Origin of the sequence: Paenibacillus sp. P2(2022), from assembly GCF_029522175.1 — a bacterium.
GTDB classification, from domain to species: Bacteria; Bacillota; Bacilli; order Paenibacillales; family Paenibacillaceae; genus Paenibacillus; species Paenibacillus polymyxa.
Genome location: NZ_JAKWFI010000001.1, coordinates 907,302 through 919,637, shown reverse-complemented (window position 1 = coordinate 919,637; position 12,336 = coordinate 907,302). Strand labels below are relative to the sequence as shown.

Here is a 12,336-nt window from a genome sequence, read left to right as displayed (position 1 = left end):
ATTATAATCCTTTTCGCCCCAAAAAGAAAAGTACCGATTTATTTGAAACGTTTATATGCCTATCGCTTGTCCATCAACGGCCAGCATCGCTTCTCCCAAAATCTCCGACAACGTTGGATGCGGATGAATAAGCTGTCCGACTTCCCACGGCGTAGCATCCAGCAATTGCGCAAGAGCGGCCTCGCTGATCAGATCCGTTACATGCGTACCGATCATATGTACACCGAGAATATCATTAGTTGTCTGGTCCGCCACCACTTTAACGAAGCCGTCCCGACTACCGTATACTAGCGATTTCCCGATCGCTTGGAAAGGGAACTTCCCTGTTTTCACCTGGTGTCCACGTTCACGGGCTTCTTGCTCCGTCAAGCCGACGCTTGCGGCTTCAGGACGTGTGTAAATACACCGCGGAATCATATAGTTGGGTACGCTGTGAAACTCTTCGCCCGCCAAATGATGAACTGCCTGCAAACCTTCATGACTTGCTGCATGGGCCAGTTGTAAGCCGCCGATGCAATCCCCGATGGCGTAGATATGTGGCTCATTTGTCTGCAAATGCTCATTAACCGAGATAAACCCACGCTCCACGCGGATATCTGTATTTTCCAGCCCAATATTTTCCACATTCGCCTGACGACCTACAGAAATGAGCAGTTTGGAAGCACTGAGAGTTTCGGTTTCTTCTCCTTTTTGCACGTCAATCTGTACGCCTTCCTCATCCTTGCCATAGGTTTCGGCCAACACTTGTGCCCCCGTCAGCACCTTGACACCACGCTTGGTTAACAAGCGCTGCATTTCACGCGAAACGTCCTCGTCCTCCGTAGGAATAAGTCGATTTGCGGCCTCAACCACTGTAACCTCCACGCCAAAATCATTCAGCATGGAAGCCCATTCCACGCCAATGACACCACCACCTACGATAATCAGAGATGCTGGCAGCTTCTCCATAGTCAATGCTTCGTCACTGCTCAGAATAAATTCGCCATCTGGCTCTAATCCAGGCAGCACACGCGGACGTGATCCTGTTGCAATAATGAGATGTGCAGGAACAATCGTCTCCATCTCACCATCTTCTAGCTCCACAGCCACTGCTCCGCTTTTAGGAGAAAATATAGACGGTCCAATCACGCGTCCCTTACCGCTCAGCACCGTAATTTTATTTTTACGCATCAAAAATTGAACGCCCTGGTGTAGCTGCTCCACAACGGCTTCCTTACGTTCCTGAACCTTGGGAAATACAAGCTGTGCTCCCGATGTCTCGATACCATATTGCGCACTTTCTTTAATCGTTGCATATACTTCCGCACTGCGCAGCAAAGCCTTGCTTGGTATACAACCTCGGTGCAGACAGGTTCCGCCAAGCTTGTCCTTTTCGATGATAACCACTTCCTTGCCGAGCTGAGCTGCGCGAATTGCTGCTACATACCCTCCGGTTCCTCCACCCAAAATAGCGACATCACAATGTATAGTCATGTTTCTCCTCCATTAACATTGATTATATATAGCTTATTGTACTCTCTTTATTTCACTGTACAAAATATGGCGTTTAGGCATAGGCTGCAAATCATCTACCTAATCTAGATATCTCTCCATATCATTCATACAGCGCATCTCGTAATTTGGTAGACATTCTTGGACTTTGTGCTGATTTGGCTCGTAACGCCTTGCGGAACGATTCATTTTGCTTGTTCAGAAGATCTAGCTCTGTCTCCAGCTCAATGATTAGCTCCAGAGCTTGCGGGCTAATCAGTCCTTGTTCCAGTAATGCTCTTCTTTTGGCACTATAATCCGTGTTTTTTTCATCCATGCCTTCCACTCTTCCCTTCATTCCACTACGCTTCACCATATCATGCCCGCGGCGGCAGAGCAATGACGACCACATTTACGTTTTAAGAATAGACATACAAAAACATGTCGAAAAACAATATATTTTCTCTAGTCTGTATGTGGCTCGTTATGGTAATCTATAATGGCGTTTTCTTTCGGAGATGAAGATTTACAGCATAATGTACATGTTAAGAGAGGGGAATTCGCTTTGCCTACAGGACGAATTACGATAATTACAGGCCCCATGTTCAGTGAAAAATCCGGCGAATTAATTCGCCGTTGTCAGAAACTAATCCAATACGGGCATCGCAAGGTGGTCGCTTACAAACCAGCTGAAGATAACCGTTATGCCGAGGACGAAATTGTAAGTCGGATCGGATATCGGCTACCCGCTATCTCTATTCCAAGAAAACTTACGGATGAGCTCGTTCAGCATATTTTGCAAGAAACGAAAGATGCCGATGTGGTTGCCTTTGACGAAGTCCAGTTTTTCAGTCGACATATTATGTCGCTCATACAAGAGTTAGCTTATTGCGGAAAGCATGTCATTGCCGATGGGCTGAATCTGGATTACCGAGGCAAGGAGTTTGGCTATGTCGGTGGTCTGCTCGCTATGGCGGATGACATCGAAAAGCTGACTTCCTTCTGCGCTGTATGCGGCAGTTCGGAAGCAGTATTTACACAGCGTATGGTCAATGGGAAACCTTCCACTGTAGGACCTATCGTGATGATCGGTGACTCTGAGGCTTATGAGCCTCGTTGTCGTAAATGTTTTATACCTCCCCATAAAGTGAACTGCGATTAGTAAGCTACATGGGTCAGCAAATTCCATGCGCCTACTTGTTTTCCATTACTTTTTTCTTGCATTTTTTTGGAACGGTTTAAGCTGTTTCCCCGTATATCCGGTTAAGCTGTACAGGTTCTTAGTTTTCGTGTGTTTACCATAACCATAAGATTATCGGGGGGACGGAATGATGAGTTTCTTTAACAAGATCTTAGCAAGTGCAGGAATCGGTTCAGCCAAAGTCGATACGTTAGTGGATCAAACTGTATATGTGCCTGGAGAAGAACTTAGCGGCATCATACGTATCAAGGGCGGTAAAATTGATCAGGAAATCGGCAAAATTGATATTGAGCTCAAGACTGAATATATCGTAGAGCACGATGATAAAAAAAACGTCACCACCTGCTGCATTGCGCGGATCAAGGTATCTGATGGCTTTCATCTAAAGCAAGGACAGGAGCTTGAAATCCCCTTTTCCTTCAGATTGCCTTTGGAAACCCCTGTTACTCATGCCAAACAGCCTGTCTGGCTGGAAACAGCATTGGATATTGGCATGGCTTTGGACCCGACCGATCGTGATTCACTTAAAATCGAGCCGCATCCTTATATGAGTACGGTGTTTGAGGCGGTTCACCTGTTAGGCTTCCGATTCCGTTCCTCCACCTGCGAACGTCACCCCAAGCTTGGACGCGGTGTTCCATTTGTGCAGGAGTTTGAGTTTACGCCTGGCTCGGAGTATGCACGGGATATCGAGGAGCTAGAGCTGATTATGCAGTTGGAACCCGAGGGGGTACATGTGCTTGTAGAAGTAGATCGTAGAGGCAGAGGCTTGTCCGGTTGGCTTGAGACTGCCTTTGATATGGATGAGCGTCATGCCTGGTTGAGCTTAAGCAGGGAAGAACTATCCTATGGACCAGATCATATAGCTGATGCGCTAGAGGAATTGATTGACAGGCAACTTCGCTAACAATGTAGTAAATATAGCAAAATACTAACAAAAAACTCCTAACCAATTTATTTACATATGGTTGGGAGTTTTTATGAATTATAAGAATTCTTTAATGATGGTCCTCAATAGTTTGCATAGACTAAAGTGGCAGCATATCCTGTCTTTCCGCCTTATGCTTACACTCTTTACATACTCCATATAGCGAACCATTATCATCAGCATAAAAGGTTAATTTTTCTTCTTTTTTACAAAAGGAGCATTTTTGCTTGCCTGTGCTCTGGATTGAGTCAGACAGTCCAAACCCAGCTTGAGTCTTAATATCTGCCACTTTTGTATTTGTGCGTGTCCCAGAAGACATTTTAGACTTCATTTCATTTGCGGTGCGGGATTGCCGGGCAGGCTTACGAGGACGAAATTCAATGACATTATTGCCCCGATGTTCATTCGCTTGTTTATTGCTGCTACGTCCACGCCATGCCATAACAATCCAACCCAACGCCACTAACAACACGCCGACGATCACCCAAGTCAGACTATTCCACATGCTCTCATCCCCGCCTTTGCTTTAGAATCTTTTGCATCCATACCACTAGCCCGTTCAATACGATGACTTAGCCTATAACATATGATTGTATATATCCGTGTATACAGCCTCTATGTTGGTCATTCGATTGCTACCCATGTAAAAATCTACCCTCCAGTGAAACATCCGACTCGCCTCTTAACGAGACATTGATCATGTTAGGTAAAACATGTTATGCCGAGGAGTAGTTTGAGCCTTTTTACAAATTGTACATCATCCTTTTGAAAAACGATAATATCCACTCTATGGACATCGTGCTCCTTATCATAATGCTTATCTACTTCCCGATGATGAGCACAAAAATGTCTCAGATGGCTACATTACTCCCCTTGATAATAAAAATCAATGAATCTTTTCGTCAACGGATTAAATTTATCAAAACGTTTGCGATGTGGTAAAAAGCCTGACTTATGTACTTGTTCTGCTAGTGTTTCTACATGTTCAAATCGCTTGAAAAAGGGCAGCGCAAAAGTGTAGATATCTTCAGTAATCTCTTGGATCACTCGTTCTCTTTCTGCTTCTGTGGACACAAGATAATCCCTGTTGCCTGTATATTTCTTGGTTAAAGCGATCAACTCACTGTGAAAACAAGCCCCTGTACTATACTTCTTTTTTATACTTTTAGATTCCACGTTAATGTAAACTTTTAATGCACTATATTTGGTCGCGCCAAAACAAATTTCAAATATAAATTCCTTGTTTTCTTTTTTCAAAACTTTTCTGCTTTTCAGATATTTAAAATCATTCAAAAATGGTACAGCTATGATTTTGTCTATCGATAACTGACGCAGGTCACTTGCTTTAAGTTCAGTCTTATTGTCCATGATATCACTCCAACTCAAAGAATTTCCCATCATTATATCATATCTTTCCAATTACAGACTCTGCATATCTCCACGGTAAAATCGCAATCTATTAATTAAAAATGAATAGGAAAAAAGCCCCTCACAATAGAGCGGCTTTTTCCCCTGAAATATAGAAACGGTATACGATTTATACCTTGAATTTACCAATTTGTCCTTGTAGGTCTTCTGCCATTTTGGACAGATTTCTTGCAGAGGAAGCAATTTCCTCCATCGATGCCAGTTGTTCTTGAGTCGCGGCAGATACGTGCTGTGTCCCGGCTGCAGCCTCTTCAGCAATCGCTGAAATTTGTTTAACAAAGCCAACAATCTCATCGGTACTTGCAGACATTTGCTCCGATCCAGCAGAGACCTCTTCAATTTCACTGGCCACTTTATTAACAGTTTCCTGAATAAGCTCAAAGGATGCACCTGCATTTTGCACGACTTCCCGACCTGTCATGACATCTCGCCCATTGGATGCTACCGCCTCAATAGCATGCGAGGTGTCCTTCTGTATCAATCCCACCAGCTCCGTAATTTGTTGAGCAGAATGAGCCGATTGTTCAGCCAGCTTACGCACTTCACCTGCAACTACAGCAAAGCCGCTACCGTGGTCTCCTGCGCGGGCTGCTTCAATGGCAGCGTTCAGGGCAAGAAGATTGGTCTGACTTGAAATATTGGTGATGACATCAATAATCTTCCCAATTTCATCTGAACGCTCTCCCAATCCAGCCATAAGATCAGCCAAGCTATTCATAGAGTCATTCACACTATTCATCTGGACAACAGCCTGCTGGATCAACTGATTGCCTTCAGCTGATTTGTGAGCTGCATCCTGAGCTGATGCAAAAACATTTTGCGCACGGATTGCAATTTGTTCCACACCAATGGACATTTCCTCAATAGCCTGGGATGACTTGGTTACCATATCTACTTGATCGCCCGTCCCTGTAGCTACTTCTTGCACTGTTTCGGTGATTTGTGCAGTTGCTTGGCTATTTTGCTCTGCGCTGGCCGTCAATTCTTCCGAGGAAGTGGTAACCAACTCAGTCGTATTACTTACAGACTGAATCAGTTGACGAAGGTTTTCAACCATAGTATTAAAGGAATGCGTCAGCGTGCTAATCTCATCCTTGCCCTTCACGACAATAGCTTCCCCAGTAAGGTCACCGGACGCAATGCTTTCAGCAGCACGACTGATGCGCAAAATAGGCTTAGAAATAATTTGGGCTATAATGATCGCCATGATCAATGCTAGGATAACGGCTGCAATGCTCAAAACAATTACTAATTGTCTACCTAAAATAAAGTTATCAACAGCTTCTTTTGTAGTCAGTTTTGATCCATCTGCATTCAACTTAATAAGCTGAGCGATCATATCGTTTGAACTATACCATAACTTATAGGATTCCTGGTGAAGGATGCTTGACTGAGTGTAATCATTAGCTCTCCCGGCTGCAATCACTTCTGGCAACTTATCCAAATACTCTGTATACGCTTTGGAGAATTTTTCATACATTTCACGTTCCTTAGGGGTAGCAATTAATTTTTCGTAAGTTTTTCGGCCTTCTTCAACTTTTTTTAAAACCTTATCATATTCGGCCTGAACCTTCTCCATTTCCTCCGGGTCACGTTCTACAATAATATTTAATGAAAGCCGCTCTACATCAGATACATCACCATTTAGTGTTCCGAGGATGGTCACACTTGGCATCCAATGGCTATCAATTTCCATTGAAGTATCGCCTAATTTTTTCATTCTCGAGATCGATACTGTACTAATCACAACCAACAGGATTATTACCGCAAGGAAACCCAATAACAATTTTGTTCGAATGTTAAATTTCATATATTCGCTCCTTAGTTCTCTATATAATAGATATTATATCGACAAGAATCGACACATTGTTTATATCAAAATTAAAGAGAATTTCAGAACTGTTTACAAAAGGAAAACTTTTCTTCGTGATTGTTATATAACTGATTGAGGCATATAATAAGCCGCGTGAGAGTATTATTTTTCAACCATCTAATTCATCTGTTGAAGCATTGCAAGCAAAAAAAAGAGACACCCCAAAGCGGGTATCCCTTTATGTTTTACTTCCTAGCCACAATCATAAATCGCTCTGCATTTGTCCTAATTCCTTTTGGAGTTTGGTTGTCCAGAATGAATTGTTGGAGTATTTCAAAATCATTTTGTTTTTGTCCAAAGTCAGGAATAATGGGAGTGTGTTTTAAAAGGAAAACTAAGTCTGCAGGAGTCTGATAATATTCGGTTGCATTAAATTCGAATGACTGAATGTCGTTAAAGCCCGCTTCATTTAGTTCTGTAATACATTGAGTTTTCAACGAATCTTTCTTATTACCCAATGCCTGCCCTCTTCCAAACGCTTCTTTAATGTTTAATTTGTCATTTTCGCTTACTTGCTGTGTTAAAAATATACCACCCTTAACTAACACCTTAACTATTTCTTTTGCACAGAAGCACGAATGTCGAGAAGAGACTACATTAAAGAATTCCCTGGGAAAATTCAGATTTTCAGCATCCATCTGTAGAAAACGAACATTCGCTATATCAGATTTGATAGAGTTCTTTGTTGCCGTTTCAATCATTCCAGTAGATTGGTCAATCCCGACTAAAAGTAATGCAGAATTTGCTATTGCTAAAATAGCTTCCCCACCACCCGTGCCGATATCAAGCAATATGTCCGACTTCTCGCACGTCTTTGATACTTCATTGTAGAAGTCCCATTTTACTCCTTCCGAGATACATTTCACATTACTGAAATTCCATCCGTTAGTTTTTCCAACCTTATCATAAAACTCTTTATATTCAATTGAATTCATTTTTATCCACCTTCAAATAAGATAATAAACTACAGAATGGCAAACCGAATTTATTCAAAATTTTAGTTTTGTAGTCAACAGGGTAGACTCCCCCCTTAACAGCTGGTACGCGTTTTTTTCCAGCCCGGAAACTAAATACTTCGAACAATACGGAAAGACATCCGATTCACCTCATTTGAAAGTTTGCTTTAATTATATTTCTAATCAGGCATACCAATCAAGAATGATTCGTCGCTAAACTTCTTTGCCCCCTTCTCCTATATGGAGTAGCGTATATCCACTAGAATTAAAGCCCTCCTTAGTGTTAGAGACTTAGTTTAAGGGTAGCAGACAGCAGCACATGTAGAGGCAAAAGATTGTTAGGTTAAAATTTAAAATTGTTCGTAAAAAATACCGCTTATTTATCGGTCATGGATGAACCAATAAATAAGCGGTATCCATTAATCATCCTGATCCTTTCAGGACACCTTATTCTCAATCCGCAATTTGTCTGCGACCATCGCTATAAATTCTGAGTTCGTTGGTTTGGACTTGCTGATATTAATAGTGTAGCCGAACAGGTGAGAGATGCTGTCGATATTTCCACGGGTCCATGCTACCTCAATAGCATGACGAATGGCGCGTTCTACGCGGGATGCCGTCGTTTTGAACTTTTCGGCAATTGCCGGATATAGGGTTTTGGTGATGGCTCCCAAAATTTCGATATTATTGTACACCATCGTAATGGCTTCACGTAGATATTGATAGCCCTTGATGTGAGCTGGTACGCCAATCTCATGAATGATAGCCGTGATGCTGGCATCCAGGTTTTTCGTCTTACCCATAGGCACAACGTTGGACCGCATAGATGAAACGGTTACCGGGCTGTTGCTGACTAATTGCGGTCCTACCAATTGGCGTATACGGTTAGCAAGCACTTCCATATCAAACGGCTTCAAAATATAATAAGATGCCCCGAGTTGAACGGCCCTTTGTGTAATATTTTCTTGACCGAATGCAGTCAGCATAATGATTTTCGGTTGTGGAGTCAGGTTCATTTCTCTCAAACGCTCCAATACACCGAGACCATCCAGATGAGGCATAATAATATCTAAAATAAGTACATCAGGTATGTTGCGGGATTCTGCGATGCGTTGGAGTACTTCTTCACCATTGAAGGCGATTCCTGTAACTTCCATATCCTCCTGATCGGAAATATATTCAGCAAGCAAATTCGTAAATTCCCGGTTGTCATCAGCCAACAATACCTCAATTTTTTGCAATGTACTTCCTCCTTAGTGAGTGTTATTCCATTGGGACATCTGTTTGCATTAAATAAATATTTCTTGTCGGAGTATATGATTTCGACATCGAATTATGAATTCCTTCTGTCGAAAATTATTTTTATTTATTTTTTTTATAAATTCAATTATAATTGAATTTTTATCTTGCAAATCTGAGTTATTCCTCTCCTTTTCGACAAAAAAAATCTTAAGGCCACTAGCTCGCCTTAAGATTAGAGGATGACTTCAAGCTCAGTTTATTATGCATGATTCCTGCGTCACGCAACATCCATTCGATAAAACATCCGTAACCTGATTTAGGATCATTAACAAATACATGCGTTACAGCTCCGATCAGCTTACCATTTTGGATAATCGGACTACCACTCATTCCTTGCACGATTCCGCCGGTCTTATCTAATAGCTTTGGATCTACAACCCGAATCACAAGCCCTTTGGTTGCTGGTTTATCCTGCTGAGAAATGTGTACAATTTCTGCCTGAAAACGCTGAATTTGTTGACCTTCCAGTACAGTCAAAATTTCTGCTGGTCCTTCTTTTACTTCATTCGCAAGTCCCACCGGAATGGGCGTCGAATACAATCCATTTTGAGGCTCATCTGACATTTTCCCAAATATTCCAAAGCTCGTATTCCGTTCAATATTTCCTAAGATCCGATGATCCTTGAGAAAATGAGCACGCTTCTCTCCGGGTTCCCCACTCTGGCTTTTCGCAATTGACGTCACATTGGATTGAACAATCTCGCCGCTGCCCACGACAATGGGAGTTTGAGTATTCATATCGGTAATTACATGGCCCAAGGCCCCGTAAACCCCCTGATCCGGTGCATAAAACGTTAATGTACCTACGCCTGCAGCCGAGTCTCTAATATATAACCCGAGCCGCCACGCTTTATCCTCTTGATCATATGCTGGGGTTAACTTGGTGGAGATCGTCTGTTCGCCTCGACAAAGCGTGATGTCAAGCGGCTTTTTGTTTTTACCTGCCTCGTCCACGGCTTCCGCTACCCTGGCGAGACTATTGAGGGGTTTGCCGTTCATGTGTGTAATACGGTCCCCTAGGCGAATACCAGCTGTCTCACCAGGTGACACCTTACGATCATTGCTTTCCTGAATGATATGGTGACCAACGACAAGCACTCCTGAAGATTTTACTTTGACCCCGATCGTCTGACCCCCTGGGTATACTTTCAAATCGGGAACCACGCTTTCCTGGGTTGTTTTCATGCTTTTAGAGCCGAACAAATCCAAAGAAGCTTGTAGAGGCAGCGCTGCTTGCACATGCTGAGCGTTACCGAGAGAACACATAAGAAAAACAAGCAAAAGACCGAGCAATTTGATCCTGGAGAAAAAATTCAATGGCTGTCACGCTCCCTTTGCTTCTTTCGCTTGACGAGTAAAGGTGGTCGCCAATTGCGTACCTATAAGGTAACCTTGCCCCCAGGCTTTTATAACTGTTAATCATTACGCCAGTCGCTCTTTTCAGGCTTTCTTTCCTTCCGCCAAATTCAGCATTTCCTGTGCGTGATGCAATGTTTTTTCGGTAATTTCTACGCCGCCCAGCATCCGTGCCAATTCCTTAACCCGACCTTCCTCCGTTAGTCCCTCAATTTGAGTCATGGTTCGTCCGTCATGCACATTTTTTTCAATCAGGTACTGATGATCTGCCATACACGCCACCTGCGGCAAATGAGTAATGGAAAACACCTGACAAACGGAAGACAAACGATACAGCTTCTCGGCTATAGACTGAGCTGCACGACCACTTACCCCGGTATCCACCTCGTCAAAAATGAGCACCGGTATTTGATCATGACGCGCAAAAATACTTTTCATTGCCAACATGATACGTGATAACTCACCACCAGAAGCGATTTTACCGAGTGGGCGAAGTGGCTCACCTGGATTGGGCGAAATCAGAAATTCCGCATTATCTATCCCTTGCTTGGTAGGTCGTACCTTTAGACCCTTATATTCATATCCCCGTGGATCTTCAATTGGATCAATGCGTACCTTGAGTGACGTTCTTTCCATTTGAAGATCTTTTAATTCCTGCTCTACTTGCTCTGCAAGCTCTTCGGCACAAATTTCACGCGCTTCTGTAAGCTCTTCAGCAATCTCCAGCAAATCCGAAAGCAACTCATCCCGCTTTGCAATGAGCTGCTCCAGCCGCTCATCTTTATTTTCCAACAGATCGGTTTCCTGCTCAATACGGCTATAGTATTCCAAAATCTGTTCTATACTATCACCATATTTTCGCTGTAGTCCGGTAATTTGATTCAAACGTTGCTCCACCTCATGCAGCTTGCCCGGATTAAATTCAATATCCTCACGATAAGAACGTAATTGAAACGCTGCATCCTCCAACTGATAGAAAGCAGACTGAATCTGCTCCGCAATGGGCTGAAGACTTTTACTATCATAGCTCTGAACATCATTTAATCTGGACAACACGTTATTGACCGTATCCAACCCGCCTCTGCCACTTAACAGCTCATATGCTCCTGATATTCCATCCATCATTTTCTCACTATGGGATAGCTTGACCCGTTCCTCTGCCAATAATTCATCTTCACCCAATTTTAATTCTGCCGCAGCGATCTCTTCCAATTGGAAACGATACATGTCCAATAGCTGATAAGCCTTTTGACTGGAGCTTTGCAATTCCCTTACTTCTTTTTCCGCTTTGACAAAAGCATTGTAGCGCTCCCTGTAAAGCGCTTTGACTGGACCGATGACTGAATCACCGAACGTATCCAGCAGCGCCAGATGTCGATCTGCACGCAGCAAGCTTTGATGCTCATGCTGCCCATGAATATTAACGAGTTGCTCACCTACCTCACGTAACATCGTTAAATTAACCATCTGACCGTTAATTCGAGATGAACTTTTCCCTTGAACCGTAAGTTCTCGACGAATCAGCAAATGTTCCTCTGGATTGGCCTTAATCCCTTGTTCCTCCAACGTATTCCAAACGGGATGTTTGACCGGCAGTTCAAACAAGGCCTCCATTTCTGCTTTATCACAACCGTAACGCACTAGGTCAGCAGACCCCCTGCCACCCGCAATCAGCCCAAGTGCGTCAATAATAATGGATTTACCAGCACCAGTTTCCCCGCTCAATACATGAAATCCTTTATAAAAATGAACATCGACAGCCTCTACGACTGCCAAATTCCGTATAGACAAAGTGACCAGCATCGTTCTTTCACCTCTATGA

General features: G+C 43.0%; 11 protein-coding genes. 2 read left to right on the top strand and 9 right to left on the bottom strand.

Annotation, left to right across the window (positions count from 1 at the left end; translation table 11 throughout):
• Positions 1-51 precede the first annotated feature (51 nt).
• Together lpdA and MMB75_RS03900 are read right to left on the bottom strand one after the other, a co-directional pair.
• Positions 52-1,473: a dihydrolipoyl dehydrogenase gene (gene lpdA / locus MMB75_RS03905; RefSeq protein WP_016822272.1), complete on the bottom strand. Its 1,422-nt coding sequence runs from the start codon at positions 1,471-1,473 to the stop codon at positions 52-54.
• Between the two features lie 121 nt (positions 1,474-1,594).
• Positions 1,595-1,828: a hypothetical protein gene (locus MMB75_RS03900; RefSeq protein WP_017427510.1), complete on the bottom strand. Its 234-nt coding sequence runs from the start codon at positions 1,826-1,828 to the stop codon at positions 1,595-1,597.
• A 207-nt stretch (positions 1,829-2,035) separates the two neighbouring features.
• On the opposite strand from MMB75_RS03900, the gene MMB75_RS03895 reads away from it, so the two are divergent.
• The gene (locus MMB75_RS03895; RefSeq protein ID WP_026065459.1) at positions 2,036-2,632 is read left to right on the top strand and encodes a thymidine kinase; all 597 of its coding nucleotides are present in this window, start codon (positions 2,036-2,038) and stop codon (positions 2,630-2,632) included.
• 169 nt (positions 2,633-2,801) lie between these two features.
• Complete coding sequence (locus MMB75_RS03890) at positions 2,802-3,578, top strand: sporulation protein (RefSeq protein ID WP_025365154.1); 777 nt, start codon at positions 2,802-2,804, stop codon at positions 3,576-3,578.
• Between the two features lie 121 nt (positions 3,579-3,699).
• Here MMB75_RS03890 and MMB75_RS03885 read toward each other — a convergent pair whose 3' ends face one another.
• The 7 genes from MMB75_RS03885 to recN form a co-directional block, all read right to left on the bottom strand.
• Entirely contained in the window at positions 3,700-4,104 is a 405-nt protein-coding gene (locus tag MMB75_RS03885) for a hypothetical protein (protein WP_045244451.1), read from the bottom strand.
• Between the two features lie 359 nt (positions 4,105-4,463).
• Positions 4,464-4,967: a hypothetical protein gene (locus MMB75_RS03880; RefSeq protein ID WP_045244450.1), complete on the bottom strand. Its 504-nt coding sequence runs from the start codon at positions 4,965-4,967 to the stop codon at positions 4,464-4,466.
• Positions 4,968-5,136: 169 nt separating this feature from the next.
• Positions 5,137-6,837: a methyl-accepting chemotaxis protein gene (locus MMB75_RS03875; protein ID WP_016822278.1), complete on the bottom strand. Its 1,701-nt coding sequence runs from the start codon at positions 6,835-6,837 to the stop codon at positions 5,137-5,139.
• Positions 6,838-7,085: 248 nt separating this feature from the next.
• Entirely contained in the window at positions 7,086-7,835 is a 750-nt protein-coding gene (locus tag MMB75_RS03870) for a class I SAM-dependent methyltransferase (protein WP_045244449.1), read from the bottom strand.
• A gap of 458 nt (positions 7,836-8,293) precedes the next feature.
• Entirely contained in the window at positions 8,294-9,097 is an 804-nt protein-coding gene (spo0A, locus tag MMB75_RS03865) for a sporulation transcription factor Spo0A (RefSeq protein ID WP_013371763.1), read from the bottom strand.
• Positions 9,098-9,314: 217 nt separating this feature from the next.
• Positions 9,315-10,475: a SpoIVB peptidase gene (spoIVB, locus tag MMB75_RS03860; protein WP_016822280.1), complete on the bottom strand. Its 1,161-nt coding sequence runs from the start codon at positions 10,473-10,475 to the stop codon at positions 9,315-9,317.
• Between the two features lie 123 nt (positions 10,476-10,598).
• Entirely contained in the window at positions 10,599-12,317 is a 1,719-nt protein-coding gene (gene recN, locus MMB75_RS03855) for a DNA repair protein RecN (RefSeq protein WP_019687901.1), read from the bottom strand.
• Positions 12,318-12,336: the final 19 nt, after the last annotated feature.

Coding starts and splice junctions, on each gene's coding strand:
- lpdA (WP_016822272.1), bottom strand. CDS start 1,473: ATGACTATACATTGTGATGTCGCTATTTTGGGTGGAGGAACCGGAGGG.
- MMB75_RS03880 (WP_045244450.1), bottom strand. CDS start 4,967: ATGGACAATAAGACTGAACTTAAAGCAAGTGACCTGCGTCAGTTATCG.
- MMB75_RS03870 (WP_045244449.1), bottom strand. CDS start 7,835: ATGAATTCAATTGAATATAAAGAGTTTTATGATAAGGTTGGAAAAACT.
- MMB75_RS03890 (WP_025365154.1), top strand. CDS start 2,802: ATGAGTTTCTTTAACAAGATCTTAGCAAGTGCAGGAATCGGTTCAGCC.
- MMB75_RS03885 (WP_045244451.1), bottom strand. CDS start 4,104: ATGTGGAATAGTCTGACTTGGGTGATCGTCGGCGTGTTGTTAGTGGCG.
- MMB75_RS03900 (WP_017427510.1), bottom strand. CDS start 1,828: ATGAAGGGAAGAGTGGAAGGCATGGATGAAAAAAACACGGATTATAGT.
- MMB75_RS03875 (WP_016822278.1), bottom strand. CDS start 6,837: ATGAAATTTAACATTCGAACAAAATTGTTATTGGGTTTCCTTGCGGTA.
- recN (WP_019687901.1), bottom strand. CDS start 12,317: ATGCTGGTCACTTTGTCTATACGGAATTTGGCAGTCGTAGAGGCTGTC.